The following is a 19,677-nucleotide window of genomic DNA, read 5'->3' on the forward strand; positions in this document are numbered from 1 at the left end:
TTCCCGACTGTAGAGGGAAACCGGACGCGTGCCGAACAGTCGACCCCGGATGCAGCAACGGGCGTACGAAGGGGATCGGCATGAACCAGTTGGCGGAGGCGGCGGGCCACCCGGCGGTGTACGTGGTGCTCGCGACGATCGCGGGCCTGGTCCGGTTGTGGATCCGGCACCGGACCGTCGTGCGCCGCGAGGAAGAGGTCACGCGACGACTCGAAGTCGCCGTGCGGGACACCGGCTCGACCGAGCGCGCGGCCGTGGTCCGTGCCCTGCGCTAGGAGCTGTTTGAAGTTCGGATCTAGGTGGGCCCGGTGGTGTGCTGGTTGGGCTGGTAGAACACGGATGTGGCGCGTTTTGATCTGACCGATGCCGAGTGGGCGTTGATCGAGCCGCATATGCCGGTGGCGGCCACCGGGCCGTTGCCACGTCGGGTGCGGGAGCAGTTCAACGGGATCCTGTGGCGGTTCCGCACCGGGTCAGGCTGGCGTGACGTGCCCGAACGGTACGGTCCCTGGTCCACCGTCTACTCCCGGTTCAACACCTGGGCGAAGACCGGAGTGTTCCAGACGCTGATGGAGGCGCTGATCGCCGAGGCCGCCTCCCGCGGACAGGTCGACCTGGAACTGGTGAGCGTGGACTCCACGATCGTGCGGGCACACCACGAATCGGCCGGACTCGCGGTGACCGGGGAGACCCTTGACGCGCTGGAACAGGCGTTGACCGGGGAAAAAGGGGCTCCGTTGCCCGTCCAGCGGAGCGTGCTGCGGGTGGTGCGTCGCGGTCCGCGCCGGACACGACCGACGCGGGCACATCTGCCGGTCGGGACCGTGCCGCCCGTAGGCGCCGTCGGAAGGCGCGGGCTGCGGCGGCCGGGCTCGGCCGGTCCCGGGGCGGGCTGAGCAGCAAGGTCCACACCGCGGTCGACGCCGCCGGGCTGCCGTTGGCGTTCGTGCTCACCCCTGGCCAGGCCGGGGACAGCCCGCAATTCCGGACGGTGCTGGACCGGATCCGGGTTCCCGGCCCGGTCGGAAGGCCGCGCACCCGTCCGGACGCGGTGGCCGCGGACAAGGCGTACTCCTCCAAAGCCAACCGGGCCTACCTACGCCGCCGCCGGATCACGGCTGTGATCCCGGAGAAGACCGACCAGCGGGCCAACCGCAGGAACAAGGGCTCCGCCGGCGGGCGGCCTGTGTCCTTCGATCCCGTGCGCTACCGGCGGCGCAACACCGTCGAACGCCTCTTCCAGAAGATCAAGACATGGCGCGGACTGGCCACCCGCTACGACAAGACACCACAAAGCTACGAGGCCGGACTGCATCTACGAGGAGCCATCGTGTGGTTGAAGACCCTTACCCCAACCACATGATCCCAACCCCAAACAGCTCCTAGGTCGACACCGCCCGGGAGGTGGGCGACGGCATCACGGCCAGGCCGCCCCGGCGGGCGAACCACAGCGCGGCCCCGAGGCCGAACGCGATCGACACCACCCCGCCGGCGGCCATGCCCACCCGCACGCCCGCGTGCTCGGACACCCAGCCGATGATCGGGCCGCCGATCGGGGTGCCGCCCATGGAGATCACGGTGTAGATCGCCATGACCCGGCTGCGCACCGCCTCGGTCACGTCGAGCTGCACGTAGGCGCTGACGAACGTGTTGAGCGACATCACCGCGAACCCCGTCGCGGCCAACACCACCAGGAACGCCGGGTACACCGGCATGACCGCCGCGACGCACTCCAGCACGCCGAAGGCGACGGCGGCCACCATCACGGTCCGGACCGACGGGAACACGCGCCGCCCGACCGTCACCGTCCCGGCGACCATCCCCACGGCCATGGCCGTGGACATGACGCCCAGCCCCCAGGCACCCAGCCCGAACTCCTCGCCCGCGAACATCGTCAGCGTGATCGGGAAGTTCAGCCCGAACGTGGCCACGACGCCGAACGCCGCCAGCACACCCACCAACCCCGGCCGGCCGAGCACGTAGGTGACCCCGGCGGAGGCGCTGATCGTCGCGCGGCGCGGCGCGGCCCGCGTGGCGATCGACAGCAGCCCGCCGATCACCACGCCGAACGACACGAAGTTCACCGCGAACACCCAGCCCGGACCGACCCAGGTGATCAGCAGGCCGCCGATGGCCGGACCGGTCAGCCGGGCGGCCGTCAGCGACGCGATGTTCAGGCTCGCCGCGTTGGGGATCAGCGTCCGGCCGACCAGCTCGCTCACGAAGGACAACCGCGTCGGGTTCTCCACCAGGAACACCGAGCCGAGCAGGAACGACAGCGCGTAGATCGCCCACAGCTGCGCGGTGCCGGTGAACACGAGCACGGCCAGCGTCGCGGCTTGGAGCGCGTAGAGCGTCTGCGCCACCAGCAGCACCGTGCGCCGGGGGAACCGGTCGACGACCGACCCGCCCCACAGCCCGAACAGCAGCACGGGCGCGTACTGCAACCCGATCGCCCAGCCCACCGCCGTGCCGCTGCCGGTGATCGTCAGCACGTACCAGTCGAGCGCGACGGCCTGCATCGCGGTCCCGGTGTTCGACACCAGGCCGGTGATCCAGAAGACGCGGTAGTGGCGCTCCCTCAGCGCGGGGAACGCCGCACCCAGTCCCTGACCCATCCGATCATGCTGGCGTCCCGGCGAGGCCGAGACCAGCACGCCCACGAACCGGGACGGACCGGGCTCGGAACGGTCGGCGGAATAAATCGCCGCCACGCCGAAGCCCGCCGGCACCCGGCCGGCGGGCTCCTCCGCGACTCACCGCAGCCAGGCGTGATCGCGGACCACCGGCAGCGACGCCCACCAGCGCCCGAGCCCCCACACGGCACCCGCACCCGACGCGGCGACGACGATCAACGCCAGCGCGTACAGCACGTGGTAGTCGACGACCGGGTTGGTCGACATGGTGGCCGCACCGGCCGAGGTGAACCGCGCGGGCGGCCATTCGGCGACCCACATGAACGCCATCATCACGGTGCCCGCCACCGCGGCCACCCGCAGCCCGACCCCGAGCACGACGGCGAGCCCGATGCCGAGCAACCCGAGCATGAACGACCAGTCGGCCCACCACGTCCCCGCCCAGGCGTGGAAGACGTCCTCGAACGGCCCCACGGCCACCCGGCCGAGAAAACCCTTCGTGGGCGACCCGCCGTCGATCCACGCGTTGGCCGCCTTGGTGGCGTAGCCGAGTCCGAAAAGCTTGTCGAGGAACGCCCACAGGAACACGAACCCGATCAGCACCCGCAGGACCGCGAGTGCGGCGGCCCCGGCACCGACCCGGGTCCCCACCCGCTCCGCACTGCCCACTGTGGATGTCGAATGGACGAACGCCGTCATGACCGTCTCCTTCGCTCTCGTCCCTGCCCTCAGCCTCCGGTGCGAATCGGCTGGCCGACGCGGCCGAAAGACCTCATCGACCCGGGACCAGTGCATTTATTCGGCCATCACTGAATAAATAGAATCAACTAATCCCCAGGGGTGCGGTACCGGGCGTCCAGCTCCGCCGCCCGCTCCACCGCACCGAGTCCTCTCAGCAACCCGGCCGCCTCCGCCGCCGCCTTGATCGCGTCGGTACGCCGCTCGTTCGACCGGCACACGGCGGCCAACTGTTCCAACGCGTCGATCAGCGCGGTCGTCCGGTCACCGTCGAACCTCGCCTTCCGGCACAACCCGACCGCTTCCTGCGCCGTGAGGAGGGCAACCTGTGGCTCGACCGCGTTCTGCCGCCGTGCCAGCCGGACGAGCGCGGCACCGAGGGCCCCTTCGAACCTGGCCGGGGAAGCCGACACGACCCGCCGGTACTCCGCCACGGCCGACTCCGTCTCGTCCAGGGCCTCCCGGTCGTCCAGGAAACGCGCGCGGCTCAGCCTTGCCGCGGCGATCCGGTGCAGGTGGGCCCATTCGTTCTTCGCGACGAGTTCGTCCGCCATGGCGACGGCCTCGTCCGCGTACGCCATGCCCCCGCGCGCGTCGACCTCGGTCGACAGGTCCACCAGGGTCGACAAGGCGTCGACGAGGTCGGCCCGGTGCGCCCCGGGACGCAACTCGTCGAGTTCCCGCAGTACCTCGACCGCGCGCCGGGCGTCGTCGACGGCGAGCGGGGTGTCGCCTTGACGTGCCCGCTCGCGCGCCAGGGTGGCGAGCACCCGCCCGATGAGGGAGTTCGGCGCGGTGGCATCACTCTGGCTGATCAGTCGGCGCAGCCGCGCGTCGGCGTGCTCGGCTCGTTCCAGGGCCTCTTTCGGCTGTCCGGTCTCGCCCAGCAGCCGACTCAGGAGCACCAACGCCTCGCACAACGGCTCGGTGTGGCGCCGGAGGTCCACCGGAACCAGCCGGTCGTACTCCTCGACCGCCCGCCGCGCCGAGTCGAGCGCTCCCGCGAGCCGCCCGGCGAGTCGGCGGGAAGCGGCCAGGCGCAGGTGCAACGGCGCGTCGCGGTGCGGACCGGGCCGGCCCTGCCGGAACCCGTGCTCGACCAGTCGTTCCTCCAGTTCGGCGACGGCCACGTCCAAACCGACCGGACGATCGGTCGCCGGGGGGAGCGCGCGCCGCAGGCGTTCGAGCAGGTCGACGTCGGCATGTCGCAAAGCCGCGAGCAAAGCCGGACCGCCCGCCGCCACAAGCGACTCGGGTCGCCGGCGTGCCAACGGGTGCACGTGGTCCACGAGCAACCGCGGCCACCGCTTCCCCGCGCGGGAAAGCACGGTGAGGGCGTTGGCCGCCGCACGCACCGGCACGTGGTCGTCGCCGAGCCGCGCGACCAGCTCACGGGCCGCCTCCGGGTCGACGCCGGTCGCCTTGTCGCCGTCCAGGAGCACGGCGGCGAGCAGGTCCTCGGCCAACCCGACCGGCCCGAGGGGGTCCAGGTGCTCCTGGTCGTCGAGGTAGCGGCGGCCGTACTCGCCGAGCAGGGCGAACCACCCGGCGTCGTCGTCGATCACGCCCCGGTGCAACAGCAGCGACCGGGCATCTGCGCGGGCGAGCGGCGCCATGAGACAACCGAGGAACACCAGTTCCGCCAACGCCTCGGCGGACACCGGGCGTTCGGGATCGACGGGCAGCCGACGTCGATAGGCGTGCTCGTGCCGCAGCACCACGGTGCCCGGCGGCGCGGTCGACACGGGACTGCCCGCCTCGACGTCCAGGCACGCGGCGACCGCACCCACCTCCAGGCCCGTACCGGAGTCCAGCCACGCCACCCTCCGGACCAGCTCCGTCCGGTCGACCCGACGGAGGTCGGTGATCGCGCGGACGACCAGGTCGCGCAGGTCCGGTCCGGGGCGGGTGGGCGCCCGGTCCGCCAACCTCAGCCCGGAACCCGGACAGTCGGTCTTGCTCAGCAGGCTTTCCACGCCCTGCCACCACGACCCGGCGTCGTCGGCCAACAGCAGCACACGTACCCGACCGGAAGTCCGGACGCCGTCGCGCAACAGCGGCAGGTGCCTGGGCTGCCACGAATCGGCACGGTCGACGACCAACAGCACGTTCGCGGCGCCGCAGTCCTGGCGGTCCTCGGTGAGCCACCACGCCGACTCGGGGTCCTGACGACCGCGGTACACCGCCCAGCCCTGCCGTTCGCTGTCCACGGCGAGCTGCCAGGCGACGCGGACCCGGTCGTTCTCGTCGCGCCCGTACAACACCAGCATCCCGTTGGCGTGGTGGTCGTCGCGCCACTCCACCAGTCGTGCCGACGCCGCGTGGTCGTGGGCGACCTCACCCAGGACCTTGGCCAACAGACCGACCGGCTGGTCCGACGACCGGGCATGTTCACTCGCCGAACGCACCGGCTGAAGCCAGTACGACGCCGGCCTGCCGTCGGTGTGCTCGATCCGGACCAGCACGGGCGACTCGCGCACGCTGTCGCCGAACCGGCGGGGCACCTCGAACACGCTGCCGTCGACCGTGCGCAACCGCACGCGTTCCCGGCCCAGGCCGGGAGGCAGTGGCCCGTCCAGCGAATGCCATTCACCGTGGACGTCGTCCCCGATCAACACCTCGACGGCGGGCGGAATCCCGGCGGGCAGGGGCAGCATGACCGGGGCTTCGCCGCCGATGACCAGGTCGTCGCCCTGCCGGCCCAGACCGACCAGGTCGGGCGGACGGCCGGGACCGACCCGCGTCGGCGGGCCGAGCACCTCGGCGACCCGCCCGGTCGCCTTGAGCCCGTCGACGGAAGGCCGGTCGGGGAACTTCTCCGGCCGATGACCGCCGGCCACCAGCAACAGGTGCCAGCCGTCGGTGGTGTCCAGGGCGGCGGCCGGAAGGCGGCGCCGCGCGCCCGCGAGCCAGCCCAGGAACCTCGGGTCCCCGTCGTCGGCGATCGCACGGGTGGCCCGGCGCAGCACCCGCCCGGCCGCCTCCGCGCCACCCGGGTCGAGGTAGGTCAGCCGGCGCACCTCCTCTTCGAGGCGGAATGCCGGCGACTGGTCGCGGTGGACCCGGTCGACCACCTCTCCGAGCCGGCCGAGGTGCGGGTACGTCCGGTCCCCGTGCCACCGGCGCAGGGTTTCCCACAGCAGGGACAGCAGGTCCTGCCGGAGCGTGACGACGTGGGGCCGGCGCGCGCCGATCCACGGACCGAACCAGAAGTCCGACTCCGCACCGACGTCCAGGTGCGGGAGCACCCGGACCCGGACCGCTCGCACCAGTTCGGGCTCGATCCGGGTGGCGAGCGACAGGGCGACGGTGAGTTGCACGCCGCCGGGCACCGGATTCCGGTCCAGGACACGCCGGAACTCCTCGACGAAGTCGTCCGGGTCGTTCACCCCGGCCTCCGCGCCACCGCACGGTGCACCGCCCCGACGGTGGTGGAGCGGTCCCAGGTCACGACCGGCATCGTGCGGCGCAGCCAGCCGGGGAACCGGTGCTCGGGGAACGGGACCAGGCCGACCAGCCGCGAACCACGCGACCGCACCCGCCGCGCGTACCGCGCCCAGTCGGCCGGATCGGCGTGCGCGCCGCCGATCCCGAAACCGGACAGCACCAGCACCGGGCGTCCCCGTTGCGGCAACGCTTCCTTCCCCGCCTCGAACGGCGAGGTGACGAACCGTGCGGTGGTCCGCGAGGTTCGGCCGACCACGGCGCCGACCGCGTGTTCCAGGTCGTCCTGGTCGCGTCGGAACGGGAACATCGCCTCGCCGCGGTCGAGCAGCAGGTGCGCGCCGAACCGCAGGCTGTGCCGGACGCGACGCGGGAGCACCGCCACCGGACGGCCGTGCGCCAGCACCTCCACCAGGCGTTCGACGTCGATCTCGCCGTCGGCGACCGGCCGTGCGACCAGGGCGCCGACGATGCCGGCCAGCACGCCGTCGCGCAGCAGTGGCGTGTGCGGCAACGCGCGCCTCAGCCGATCGACGGTCGCCGTGCCCAGCTTGTCCGCCTCGGTCCACGGCATCGGCGGCGGCTCCTCCCGCCATTGCCTCCGCAGCGCACCGCCCACCACCTCCTCCTCGTTGTGCTCGCGGCCGGTTCGCTCCCGGTCGTTCCGCGCGGCTTGGCGGCCCGACAACTCCGGCGGCAGGGGCGGAACGGACAGGTCCTCGGCCGGACCGGACTCCGCCACCGGCGGAGCCGACGGGTCCGACGGCCTCGGTTCCGGCGGTTCCGGCGTGGGGGTGTCGCCGCGTATCACCGTCAGTCCCAGCAACTCCGCGACGTCATCGACGGTCGCCGCAACCGAGCCGCCTGGTCGCACAGCGTCGAGCACTCGGATCAGGTCGCCCCACCAGGTGCCGGACGCCTTCCCGGCGGCGTGGTCGTCGATCACCGTCACCCACCGTCCTCGTTCTCGCGACCGGGGTCCTTCCTGATCGCCAGCGACACGACGTCGCCCAGTCCGGGGTGCCCGGTATCGGTGATGCCGAGGGTGACGCAGGCGCGCACGGCATCGAGGAACTCGGCCGTACTCGGCTTGCGCCGCCGGTCGTCGCCGGCGCTGTTCCGGGCGCTCAGCAGGGCGTCCGTCAGGTGGTCGAGTGGGAACCGGCTGCCCGGAAAGCGTTTCGCGGCGATCTGCCGCAAGGCTTGCCGGTCGTGCGGCGGCACCCGGTAGACGACGCACCGGCGGACGAACGCCGCCGGGAGGTCGCGCTCCTCGTTGGAGGTGATCACTACCAGGCTCGCACACGAATCGGGCTCCGCGATCTCCCGATTGCCCACCGGCAGGTCCGACACGTCGAACCGCCGGTCGCCCAGCGGGACGAGGAGGCTGTTCGGCACGTCGGGGTCGGCCTTGTCGACCTCGTCGATCAACACCACCGCGCCGGCCTTGGCCCGGCCGGAGTTCCACTCGGCGTACGGCTCGTGGGGGTTCGCCGAACTGGCCGCGCTGTCGCGATCGAACGCCCACCACAACGCGCCCGGATGCACATACCGGGCGGGCTCGATGTCCGCGCCGGACACCTGGGCCTCGCCGAGCCGGCGGACACTGTCGAACGTCCACAGTAGATCCCGGGCGGTGGTGCGTGAGGTGACGACGTGGTCGTAGTACCGCAGGCTGTCGCGGCTCGCGACGTAGCGGGCCAACGACGACTTCCCCGAGCCGGGGTCGCCGTAGAGCAGCAAGGGGCGACGTGCGGCACGGGCGACCTCGACGGCGAGGTCCAGCTTCTCCGACGGGAGGTACTCGTCCTTGACGTGACTCAGGCGATCGGCGGGCATGGCAGCGGTTCCACCTTCAAGGCTCGGTACAGCTTCTTGATCTGACGGGCGACCACACGCTCGCGGGCGGTCTGCTCCGGCAGGCCCACGATGCAATCGGCCAGTTCCGCCGGAGTCGCCTCGGCGAGCGGGTCCGCGCCGGGACGGGACCACAGCACCACGACGACACCGCGCCGCCGGGACCGCACCTCGTCCGCCACGGCGAAACCGGCTCTCGGGTCCGTTCCGACATCCGCGATCACGAATCTTCGCACCTGTCCCGGAACCTCGACGTCCCAATCGTAGTACTCGAATGCCTTGTCGACTTCGACCGCCAGCACATCCTCGGGCGGCTCGGGCATTTCGTCGAACTCCCGGATCTGAACCTCACCTTCGCTCGCCCAAAAGGTGCCCTGCCGCACAAAACGCTTGGCAGTGAGCGGGTCGACGCAGGGGCCGCATACCACCATGCTCTTGTCGGCGATCGCCGTACTCAACACTTCAGCCGCCGGAACCGGCTCTATCCAGCTCGCCGCCAATTGCTCTGCGACCCGTTCCGCGGCAGACTTGCCCAGGCGCTCGAACAGGTCCTCGGCGTCGAACAAAGTCTTGATCATCACGTCACTCAGCTGATGCCTCAGCAGCCGGTAGACGAGCATCTCGATCGGGTAGAGCGGCAGTCCGGCAGGGGAACCCACGAGTTCGTCGAGGATGTGCCTGAGCCGAACATCGGGAAAATCGACCGGTCTCAGCCGATTCGACAGCCTCCGAATCCGGAGAAATTCCCCGACCGGCATGTCCACCGGAAACTTCGGCATCAGGGTACGCAGGCTGGATATCAAACTCTCGTCGCCGTCGTACTTGATTCCATGGGGGATCCGAAGGTTCGTCCACCACTCCTTCCCCGTCGCCGGGTCGGGACTCTCCACGTCGACCACGATAAGCTTCAGGCTCTGCCCGAGATGACGACCGAACATGTAGTCGTATTCCGTCCGCACCCACTCGGAATCGACACGCGCGCGGTTGTCGAGCAGCAGGATGCCCACATGGGAGCAATTCACGAACTCGTAGATCTGCGGTCGCCAGTCATCACCCGCGCGGAAGTCGCGGTCGTAGCGGACCTCGTATCCGCCCCCGGTGAACTCCTCCACGATCAGCTCCAAGAGCCGGCACGAAGTGGCATCCTTGGGCTGATTCGCCGTGCTGTGGCTGATGAAGATGGTCCACACCGGCTTCACGGCGTGCCTCCGTTCGAGCGGCCGAGCCGGGCGACCCAAGCCTGGTTCTCGCTGACGATCACCTGCTCGCACGCGTCCACGAACTCGTCGTCCGAGGCGACACCGCCGATCGCACGACGCTCGCACAGCCGGTCCAGTTCGGCGGCCGTGCGCGTGTACTCCACGGCCAGGTAGCGCAACTCGGACTCGGCGACGTGGGCGGCGAGCGTGGCACCCACGGTGGTCAGCGCGCCGATCACCGCCGACACGTCGCCGAAGAAGACCGTCGCGAACGCGGTGAGCGCGGCGCCGGCGTAGCCGATCACGAAGTCCAACCTGCCGAACCGGCGCAGCCGGCGATCGGACTGCGCGGCTTTGGGCTTGAAGTACCCGGTGATCTGGGCACGCACCCGGACGTCCTCGTAACTCCGGATGTCGTAAACCCTCGGCAATTCCCGGTCGGCCACCCGGATCCCGGTGGTGTGCGGGTCGAGGTCCTTGGCCTGGCGGTCGATCTCCTCGGCACGGTCGTGCAGCCGGGTGGCATCCCGGTCGTGGTAGGGCGCGGTGCCGGCGAGGAAGCGGTAGACCTCGGACTTCAGCGACTCGGAGGTCCGTCTCGCGGTCGTCCACTCGGCGACCGCGTCCTTGCCCAACCTGCCTCTCAGGTACACCGACGACGCGACGCTGACCACCGCGAACCCGGTGATCCAGCGGGCGACGACGGGTGCCGCCTCCTGGACGAACGCCGCCGTCACACCGGCCAGCGCGGCACCGACGAGCGCGATCATCGACCACCGCCTGATCCGCTCCACGCGGTTCTTCAACGCGGTGGCGGTGGCCGACCACACGCCCTGCCGACGCCAGACCCAGCGAGCTTTCTCCTCGGACATCAGGACACCACCAAAATTGTCAGCAGGATCGCCACCAGGGCCAACGTGGCCAGCAGGACCCGTCTGACCTTCTTCAGGTCGTCGTGCCACCGCGGGCCAAATCGCCTCTCGTCCCGGTGCTCGGGCTCGCGGCGACCGACGTTGTGGTCGACCGAACCGGTCAACTCGTGCCACGACGGCCTGCCCGTAGCGTCGACAGGAGCGGGTCGCATGCCCGTCTCGCCGCTCATCGAGGAAGCCCTGGACGGTATGACCGGGAAGAGGTGACCAGGAGGTGACGTCGCGTTCATCGGGCCGCCGCGTTGGATGGGGAAGTGGGTGGGAGGGTTCGAGGGCCCCGCCGGGCCGGTCGGGGGCATCACCACGGTGTGCGTCGGTGGTCTGTCGACCGGTCGATGCTCATCCTGGGTTTCGATCGTGTCCTCCGGTTTCGGCTCGGCCGACGGCGTCACCGTCGTGGAACCGTCGTGCGGACCGGCCAGAGCGCGTAACTGTTCCAAGCTTTCCTGCCTTCGCGCGTACTCGTCGCGGAGCTGTCGACACAGCTCCTCCGCTGCGGTGAGGGTGCGTGCCGCCGCCTCCAGACGCGTCTCCTCCTGCCGGATGAGATCCCGCAGGCCCGCTGCGGGCACATCCGCAGCCTCCGGCTCTTCCTCCGGCGTGGCAACGGGGTTCTCCACTGTCGACGAGGGCTCCTTCTCCGGTGCGCCTTCGGCTGCGACCGCGTGCCGCCCGGTGGCCGTCGGTCCTGGTCCGAGACGGGCCACCAACAGGTCGATCGCCACGTCGAGCCGCGGCCGGCCGCCGGTCGCCCGGCGGATCTCCGCCTGGAACAGGTCGGGGGCGAGTTCCCGGTACCGGGTCAGCAGGAGGGTGGCCAGCGTGTGGTGGAGGTCGTCCCGCCGGGCGACCTGGACCCGGTCGGCCGCCGGTCCGAACTGCCTTTCGCCGGGCAGGAAGACGAACTCCGGCGACGTGCCGGATTCGTCGTCCCTGACCTCGTAGGACGAGAAGGACCAGTACCGGGACTTCCGGCCGTCGTCCGCGATCGCGCCGACCACCTCGCGGATCAGGAACAGGGCCGGCACCACCTGATCCTGCGGCAGGTCGAGGACGCTGAACCGGCCCCTCGGCGCACGCAACACCTCCGCCAACAACCCCGCGACCGCAGGTTCGACCTCGGCGGCGGGACGCGGCAGCGGCCCGGCAGCGACCTGTCCCCACAACCACTCGACGTCGACCGGCGAGGTGTCGTCGACCGCCAGCCCCGCCCATCCGTCCCAGGTGGACATCCGGGGCGCCAGGTCGAGCAGGGTCGAGTGCCCGCCGACCAACGCCACCGACGCGTTGCGCGCGACGTCCTCGGGTCCGCCGAACCTGTACAGGAGAACGGAATTGCGCTGGTAGGCCAACAGCGACAGTGCCGACATCGGCACCGGTCGGCCCGGAATGGATTCGATGCGGCAGTACGGGGCCAGCGTCTCCTCCCAGTAGCGGACCCGCTCCGGGTCCGCGTACGAACTCGTCGTGATCCGCAACCGGCCCTGGCCCGAGTCGAAACCCAGTCGTACGACCTCGACGGTGCCCCTCACCGGCCCACCCCGTCCGCCGCCGGGTCCTCGACGACGCCGACCATCGCGAGGAGTGCGACCAACGGCCGCAGCACGCGCATCGGCCGCACCCGGGGATAGCCGTTCCCGTCGGCCCGCGACCCGGTCGCCGAGACGACGTGCAGCGTGCCCCGGTCGAAACGGTCGTACACGTCAAGCAGCGGGTGTGCACCGTAGTGGTGCAGGAACGCGTACACGTCTCGGCTCTCCTCGCGGAAGGCGGTGAGGCTGTCCGGGCCGGTGTCGTAGCGCCGCAGCCAGCGGTCGACCGGATGGGTGTAGCGGAGTTCGTCGGCCTTGGTGACGACCACGGCCACCGGTATCCGGCGGATGTCCCCCCGGCTGCGCAGGCGCGACAACGCGACGGCGAACGCCTGGTTCTGCTGCGTGTCCGGGCTCCGATGATCGGGATACCAGTCCGGTACGGCGTGCTCGGGGTCCTCGACGAACATCAATGCCGTCGCGCCGAGCAGGAACCGCGCGTTGCGGCCCTGGTTACCGTGCGACATGAAGTCCTCGCCCGCGACGTCGAAGAACACCAGCGGCCGACTGGTGCCCGAGCGCGTCCGGACGACGTAGTACGCCGCGAAGTCCTGGATGCTGCCCCTGGTCCCGTCGAGCCTGTCGCCGGCCGCGAGCTTCTCGACGTTGCGCATGAACCGCAGGTTCCGGAACTCGTCGGCGGGTTCGAGTTCCAGCCCGAACGGCGCCAGCCCGGCACGCAGTGCCTCGCTCATCATCGCGACGAGCAGATGGGTCTTGCCCGATTGGCCGCGCCCCACGAGCCCGATGATGATCGGATCGCCGTGGTCGCGGTGCGACACCGGCAGGAAGTGCTCCCCGGTGTCGAACGACGGATTGGGACACCTGACGTAGCAGCGGCGCCGTGCGTCCGCGTACTTGACCTCGTTGTTGATCCCCGAGAGGTCGACCTCCTCCCAACGGGACGCCTCGGAGTCGTCGACCCGCTGGAATAACGGGGGTTCCGGCCAGCCGATGAAGTCCAGGCAGATGGGACACAGGAGGGCCGGTTGCGGTGGCGGCGAGGACGTCGTCACGACAGCCTCCCTAGGGCTGCCGCGAGTACCAACGCGACCACCGCCACCACCAGCACGAAGTACATCAGGAGGTCACGCCCCCGCACGCGCTTCGCGACCGGTGCCGGGATCGCCACCTCCTCGTCGGACTCGGACACCGGGTCCGGTGGCGTGGCCCGGTGGCGCCGGTCGAACCGCACCCGCCCCTCGGCCAACCCGGCGTCTTCGTCGACAGGAGCGGCGGGCGCACCCGCCGCCGCGAGTCGACCCGACACCTCGGCCGCACTCGGGCGACTGCCCGGTTCCGCGTGGAAGACGTCAGCGAGCAGGGCCGCGACCTCGGGTGGCGCCGTCGCGAGGAAGTCCGCCCGCCCGATCGCCGGCTCCCGACCGGTCAGCACGCGGTAGGCGATCAGCCCCCCGGCGCGGACGTCGTCGCCGGGGTGGACCGGCGGGGTGCCCGGTCGTGCGCGTTCACCGGCCGACAGCGCGTGTTCGAAGTTCACCACCACCGCCGTCTCCCCGTTCCACCGCACGGTCGCCGGACCGAGGCCGCCGTGCACCAGGCCGGCCGCGCCGACGTGGTCGAGCGCGCGGAAGAGCCCTGCGACGTACGCCCGCCGATGGTCGGTCAACAGAGTGGCCGTGCGGTGGCCGTCGACCACACCCTGCCGGGCGGCGAGCAGCGCGAACTGGGTCGCGGCGTCGAACCCGTAGCCGACCAGTCCGGGCAACTCGGCCGGGTGGTCGTGGGCGTAGCGTCGGTGCAGCCGCAGCAACGCCCGGATCTCGTTGTCCAGCGCGCGTTCCGCGTCGATGCCGCCACCGGAGGGTACGACGCGGAGCACGTACTCGATGTCGTCGGTGTCCCGGACGAGCGTGGTCGAGAGGACCGAGTCGCCGAAGTCGACCGGCGCGACGGGGGTCAGCCACCACCGGCGGGGCCGCCCGTCGGGGTCGTGTCCGTCGTACTCGTCCGGGGTCCGGTCGGTCACCGCCGACCTCCCTTGGCCGTGTCGACCGTCCACGCCACCAGGCCCGGCCGCAACGGGGTCAGCCGCAGCGCGCCGACGACGTCCTCGACCGCCGCCGCGCCGGTGGCGCCGGCCGACTCGGGGGGCGCGACGTGGACCATCGCCGAGCCGTCGAGGTCGAGCAGGCGCAGGTCTCCCGCGAGGCACAACTGGGTGAGCCGGTCGCGCGCGGTGGCGTTCCACAGCCACAGGTCGGCGGGCACAGCCCGGCGCAGTCCGGCGGCCAGGTCGTCACGGGGTCCGCCGCCCGGCACGCCCGGTGGCGGGTCGACGACGCTCCTGTGCTTCAGGTGGTCCTGGTAGTCGCCGAGCAGATCGCGGACCTGGCGCTCCGTGACGGCGCGGTCGTCGTGGTAGGACACACCGGCCGCGATGCCGGCGAACCGCTTCTCCAACGCGGTGAGCACCAACTCGACCAGGTCGTGCTCGAAGACACGGGTCAGCAGGGCGTGGGTGTCGGCCTGCGGCACGGGACGGAACGGACCGCGGTCGTGATCGTCGACCACGACCTTGTACGCCTCGGCAACCACTTCCAACACCTCCGAGAGGACGAAGAGCGCATTGGCCGCACCGGACCGCCGCTCGACGGTGATCCAGCGTTCGGAGATCGCCGTGCGGTACTGCCGTACCTGGGATCCGGACAGTTCCCCCACCTCGCGAAGCCCGAGGCCACGTACCCATCGCGTCACGCTGCGATGCCAGGCCGCCGCGACGATCGCCGGGACGGCGAGGACCAGGACGACACCCGCGGCAGCGGCGACCGCCGAGGGCAACGGGACCGGCCCCGAGAGCAGTCCGCACGCGCAGCCGATCGCGCCGACGACCCCGGTCGACGCCGCGGCCCACCGGGCGCCCGTCGCGGGCGCGGGCAGGCGGTGGCACGCCCACGCGACGCACACGACCCAGAGCAACACCACCAGCGGACCCAGAAGGCGTCCGATCGCGGGCAGCCAACCCGCGGCAGCCGCCGTCCCGAGCGCCGCCAACCACACGTACGACTGCGGGCTCGGCAGCCATTGGCAGGCGGCCGGTGCGCGCAGCCGGTCGACCACCGGCCCGGGGTCCGGCAGCGTGACGGCGGAGTCCGACACCAGTCCACGGCTGACCCCGAGGTGGCTGCCGTGCTTCTGAGCCTGTGCGGCGAGACTTCGCAACGTGCGCTTCGCGCGCAACTCCGCGGCCACGGCCGCGCGCAGGTCACCCGTCAGCGCGTCGTGGTCGACGCGCTCGGGCACCGGCAGGCCGCGTTCGACGAGTTCGGTCGGCGGCGGCACACCCCGGCCGAGGCTGGTGTCGATGTCGGCGATGGTGCCCTTGGCAACGGCGAACTGGTTCTCCACGGCGTCGGCCACCGCGGCGAGCGCCGCCTTTGGCAACATCCGGTTCCGGCCCAGCAGGCCTCGCACGCCGGCGACGGGCGCGAGCGCACGGCTCGCCGCGGCGAGCCGGTCGGCCGCCGCGCCCTCCACGGCCGCGAGCGGTGACCCCGGCACGAACCCGGCCGACTTGGGCGGTGCGCCCACGGCCTCCGCAAACGCCTTCAGCGCGGTGGACTCGTGGTCCGCACTCCGGGTCGCCGGACCCACGGCGACGAGGCGGCGCAACACCTCTGCCTTCACCTCGCCGGCGGCCACCGGGTCGACCGTCAGGTATTCCACCTCGAGACCGGGTGAGGCGGTCTGGTGCGGTAGCCCGAGCACCTCCTCACGCACCTTCCGGAAGACCTTCGGCTGGTCCAGGACCCGCAGCAGGTCGTCCAGTCCGGCACGACCGGGACCGGCGGGCTGCGACCCGCCCGTCCACCGGACCCCTTCGTCCGCGCCGACCCACAGCACGGCCGCCACCCGGGACAGCACGGACGGCAGGTCCAGCACCGGGCCGTGCTCGGCGGCGACCGGGCCGACCACGACGAGGATCGCGGCGCCGGCCTTCAGCGCGATCTTCTCCAGGTCTTGGCGCTGGGTGGTCAGGCTCGCCGTCTCCACCACGAGGACGACGTTGCGGAACTCCCCGACGGCCAACTCGCGCAGGAGAAGCCCGACGTCACGCGAAGCCGACCCGCGCAGGTCGGCGCGCATCACTGTCTCCTCGGTCATCGCGACTTCTCCTGTCCCGCATCGTGTTCGAACCACCCGCGCAGGTCGGCGAGGTTGTCCCGCAACGGCCGGTTGACGCCCCGGAACGGCAGCTTCAACGCGGCGGGCAGCGTCTCGGCCCAGAACTCCCGCAGGTCGTGCAGCCGGGTGAGGTCTCCCCCGCCTTCGGCGATCGCCTCGTCGATCAGCCGCAACTCGGTCGCCGCCAGTCCCCAGACGAGGTCGAAGACGGATGCGGGCGGGTCGGGCCGATGATCGACGCCGCGCGGGGTGGTGGCGATCAGGGCGGCGCACAGGTCGAGTCGGATCTGCTCGTCGTCGGTGAGCACCCACTCCTCGTACGCGGCGAGCACACCGGCCCAACTGGACAGGCGGCCGTACTGGAGTGGTTGCAGCCGCATGCTCGGACGTTCCCGGGCACCGGGCCGGATCACGATCGCGGTCGGCGACTCGGGGTCGCCCTCCACGGTCACCTGGCCGTTCCACAGCGCGCACAGGAGGTGGTGCAGGATCCGCTCGCGGTGCTCGGGCACGGTCGCGAGGTAGCCGAAGTCGTAGCCGAGCCGCTGCCGCCAGCGCAGGAAGTCCTGGGACTCCTCGTTGCGCAGCGCGGCGGCCCAGTACTTGAGCACGTCGCGCACCTCGGGCACCTCGGTAAGCCCCATCGAGGTGCGGAACAGCACGACGGCGATCGTCTCGGCCGCGATGGGCCGGAACTCGACCACGGTGTCCGCACCGCGCGGCAGGGCGACCTCGCGGTGCAGGTACCGCTCCAGCTCGGGGTCGCGTTCGCCCGACGGGTAGGAGAACAGGATGCGCAGCCGACCCGTCCCGCTCGGTGCGAACCCGCCCGGCACGAGGCCCGCGAGCTTCTCGCGGAACTGCGCGAGTTCGTCGCCGCCGATGCCGTTGTCCGATCGGCCGGTCGCGGCCAGCAGCAGGTCCTGCAACGACGGCAGCAACGGCGGGAACCGCGCGTCGCGGTGCCGCAACAGGACTTTCACCTCCTGCTTGAGCCGGTCGCGGACCCGGGTCACGGCCACCGAGGGGTCGCGGCCGGTCAGCACGGTGTCGTACGCGTCCTGCCAACCGGCCGGGCCGAGCAGCACACCGACCAGTTCGCCGACGGTCGAGGTGGGGCGCAGCCTGCCGCGCATGACGTTCAGGTCCACGAATCTGCGGACCACGGCGTCGTAGAACGGCTCCAGATGTCCTTGACGCGGCAGCAGGTAGGTGACGCCGACACGTTCCTGGTACAGCTCGCGGGTCCGCGCGGTGAACCGGCGCCGGTCGGCGGCGGCATGGTCGCGGAACACGCCCGTGAGCGCTGTGATCCGGCGCACCAGGTCTTCGACCTTGTACTGCCACCTCGGCGCCTGCTCGTTCCACGCGTTGCTCCACGCGCGCCGCGCGCGCCACACGTACCACTCGTCCTGGCGGGCGATCGCCGAGCGCACGGCACTGTCCGCCCACCTGGCCTTGCGCAGCCACCCCCCGGACACCCGCAGGCCGGTCGGCGGGTTGACACCGATCCCGTCGGGAGCGGGAGGTTCGCCGCGTCGCGACTCCAGCGCACCCGCGAAACCGGCGCGGGACGCCTCGTCCGCCTGACCGTCCTCTCCGGACACCACGCGCTGCGCGCGGAACGGGTCCACCGAGCCCAACAGCGACCGCAGGGCGTGCAGCGGGTCGAACACCTGCGTCAGGTTCCCCACCCGGCCGTCCAGTTCAGGCACGAAGGCACGCAACGCGGACTCCATGGTCCGCACCCGGGTCGTCAGGGCGCGCTGGATCGCGGTCGCGCCCTGCGTGGGCGCGGGTTCGCTGATCGGCTCGGGTGCGCGTTCCCGCAACGCGTCGAGGTTGGACTCGATGAAGAACCGGTCGATCAGATCGGCGTTGTCCTCCGCCGCGCCGGCCGGCACGCGGTCGAGTTCGGACACCGCCTCGGCCAGCAGGCGCGAGCTGATCAGGTCGGCGATGTCGTCGACCGGGATCGTCATGGACGCGACCGATCCGGTCGACACGCCGCGGTTGCCGATGCCGGTGCGGGCCGGCGCCTCGCGCTCCACCGCCCCGTTGATGAAGCTGTCGGCGAACGACATGAACGTCTGCTGCGTCGCGTGCCGTGCGTCCTCCGCGTCCGTCGCGACGTCCGTGCCGACCAGCGAGAGGATCAGCGACACCACGGACCGGTGCAGGTCCTCGCGCCGCACGCCGGGGCCGCGGCCGAACAGGAACGCGGTCTGCACCGTCGAGGCGCGCAGGTGGATCTCCGCGCGGTCGGGGTAGCGCACGGACAGCGTGCCCCGCACGCCCTCGTGGTCCAGTTCGGTGCCGGCCGCCTGGGCGTTCTGGTCGTCGACGAGCCGGAACAGGTCGAGCAGCGCGCGGCCGGCGTTGAGCCGGGCGGGTCGGCCGCCGCCGAGGCCCTCGTCGAACGCCGACGGCATGACCACCAGGGGGTAGATCCGGGCGCGCAGGCCACTCTGCCCGAACGCGTCGCCGATGAGGTGCAGGTAGTCGAAGAACAGCCCGCTGCCGGTGCCGCCGGCGACCGAGAAGGCGACGAACACGTCACACGACGGCGTCCGGTGGCCGCCGCCGAGCAGCGCCAGCTCCCCGAACGAGTTGTTGATATTGCCCAATGCCCGCAGCAGCGGTGTCTGGGCGGGTGCCAGGCCACTTCGGAACGTCTCGAAAAGGGCGGCACGGCCCACGGTCGGCAACTGGCCCGCGCCCCGCACGAGCGGGCCGATGCGCGGCTCGCCGTCCTGCGGCGGAAGCCACCGGACCACCTCCTCGTCCGCCGACAGTCGAAGGCTGCGCGCGACCTCGGGATAGGTGTCGTACTGCGGCACCAGGTCGCGCACCACGTGCAGGGTGCGTTCGGCGGCGGCCCGGTGGTCGAGGTCGGGGACGACCCGCCGTTCCAGCAGGCCGAACTCGTCCTCGCTCAGGTCCGCGTACACGAACTGGAGGCAGCCCGGCAGTTGGTACGGCAGGAAGTTCTTGCCCGGCATGACGTCCACCAGATCCGTGCCGCCCGGCCCGCACAGTTCCTCGCGGAACCGGCGTTCGAGTTCGGCGCCGATGCGGCAGCCCGTACCGCCCAGCCCGACGAACATCATCGGTTGGTAGATCCTCACTTCGC

General features: G+C 71.4%; 13 protein-coding genes and 1 pseudogene. 2 read left to right on the forward strand and 12 right to left on the reverse strand.

Annotation, left to right across the window (positions count from 1 at the left end; genetic code table 11):
- The first annotated feature begins 80 nt into the window (after nt 1-80).
- Both F4559_RS17855 and F4559_RS17860 read left to right on the forward strand, forming a co-directional pair.
- Entirely contained in the window at nt 81-275 is a 195-nt protein-coding gene (locus tag F4559_RS17855; protein ID WP_184670143.1) for a hypothetical protein, read from the forward strand.
- Between the two features lie 66 nt (nt 276-341).
- Nucleotides 342-1,363, forward strand: a pseudogene (locus F4559_RS17860) (IS5 family transposase).
- A gap of 19 nt (nt 1,364-1,382) precedes the next feature.
- On the opposite strand, the gene F4559_RS17865 reads toward F4559_RS17860, so the two are convergent.
- From F4559_RS17865 to F4559_RS17920, 12 genes are all read right to left on the reverse strand, one after another.
- Nucleotides 1,383-2,618 carry an MFS transporter gene (locus tag F4559_RS17865; protein ID WP_184670145.1) on the reverse strand — a complete coding sequence of 412 codons (1,236 nt, stop codon included), beginning with the start codon at nt 2,616-2,618 and terminating at the stop codon, nt 1,383-1,385.
- Nucleotides 2,619-2,756: 138 nt separating this feature from the next.
- The gene (locus F4559_RS17870; RefSeq protein WP_184670147.1) at nt 2,757-3,335 is read right to left on the reverse strand and encodes a DoxX family membrane protein; all 579 of its coding nucleotides are present in this window, start codon (nt 3,333-3,335) and stop codon (nt 2,757-2,759) included.
- 128 nt (nt 3,336-3,463) lie between these two features.
- Nucleotides 3,464-6,763, reverse strand: coding sequence for an amino acid adenylation domain-containing protein (locus F4559_RS17875; RefSeq protein ID WP_184670149.1), 3,300 nt, complete (start codon nt 6,761-6,763; stop codon nt 3,464-3,466).
- On the reverse strand, nt 6,760-7,770 hold the full coding sequence (locus tag F4559_RS17880) for a hypothetical protein (protein ID WP_184670151.1): 1,011 nt from the start codon (nt 7,768-7,770) through the stop codon (nt 6,760-6,762). Before F4559_RS17880 ends, F4559_RS17875 begins: the two co-directional genes overlap by 4 nt.
- Nucleotides 7,767-8,657, reverse strand: a complete 891-nt coding sequence (locus F4559_RS17885) for an AAA family ATPase (protein ID WP_184670153.1) — start codon at nt 8,655-8,657, stop codon at nt 7,767-7,769. Before F4559_RS17885 ends, F4559_RS17880 begins: the two co-directional genes overlap by 4 nt.
- On the reverse strand, nt 8,639-9,874 hold the full coding sequence (locus F4559_RS17890) for a toll/interleukin-1 receptor domain-containing protein (RefSeq protein WP_184670155.1): 1,236 nt from the start codon (nt 9,872-9,874) through the stop codon (nt 8,639-8,641). The genes F4559_RS17885 and F4559_RS17890 overlap by 19 nt, the downstream gene beginning before the upstream one ends.
- Complete coding sequence (locus tag F4559_RS17895; protein WP_184670157.1) at nt 9,871-10,746, reverse strand: DUF4231 domain-containing protein; 876 nt, start codon at nt 10,744-10,746, stop codon at nt 9,871-9,873. The genes F4559_RS17890 and F4559_RS17895 overlap by 4 nt, the downstream gene beginning before the upstream one ends.
- Nucleotides 10,746-12,338 carry a hypothetical protein gene (locus tag F4559_RS17900; RefSeq protein WP_184670159.1) on the reverse strand — a complete coding sequence of 531 codons (1,593 nt, stop codon included), beginning with the start codon at nt 12,336-12,338 and terminating at the stop codon, nt 10,746-10,748. Before F4559_RS17900 ends, F4559_RS17895 begins: the two co-directional genes overlap by 1 nt.
- On the reverse strand, nt 12,335-13,414 hold the full coding sequence (locus F4559_RS17905; RefSeq protein WP_184670161.1) for a TRAFAC clade GTPase domain-containing protein: 1,080 nt from the start codon (nt 13,412-13,414) through the stop codon (nt 12,335-12,337). Before F4559_RS17905 ends, F4559_RS17900 begins: the two co-directional genes overlap by 4 nt.
- The gene (locus F4559_RS17910) at nt 13,411-14,388 is read right to left on the reverse strand and encodes a protein kinase family protein (protein ID WP_184670163.1); all 978 of its coding nucleotides are present in this window, start codon (nt 14,386-14,388) and stop codon (nt 13,411-13,413) included. The genes F4559_RS17905 and F4559_RS17910 overlap by 4 nt, the downstream gene beginning before the upstream one ends.
- Nucleotides 14,385-16,523 carry a hypothetical protein gene (locus F4559_RS17915; RefSeq protein ID WP_184670165.1) on the reverse strand — a complete coding sequence of 713 codons (2,139 nt, stop codon included), beginning with the start codon at nt 16,521-16,523 and terminating at the stop codon, nt 14,385-14,387. The genes F4559_RS17910 and F4559_RS17915 overlap by 4 nt, the downstream gene beginning before the upstream one ends.
- Complete coding sequence (locus F4559_RS17920) at nt 16,520-19,672, reverse strand: tubulin-like doman-containing protein (RefSeq protein ID WP_184670167.1); 3,153 nt, start codon at nt 19,670-19,672, stop codon at nt 16,520-16,522. The genes F4559_RS17915 and F4559_RS17920 overlap by 4 nt, the downstream gene beginning before the upstream one ends.
- Between the last annotated feature and the right edge of the window lie 5 nt (nt 19,673-19,677).

Source organism: Saccharothrix violaceirubra, from assembly GCF_014203755.1.
Classification (GTDB): Bacteria; Actinomycetota; Actinomycetes; order Mycobacteriales; family Pseudonocardiaceae; genus Actinosynnema; species Actinosynnema violaceirubrum.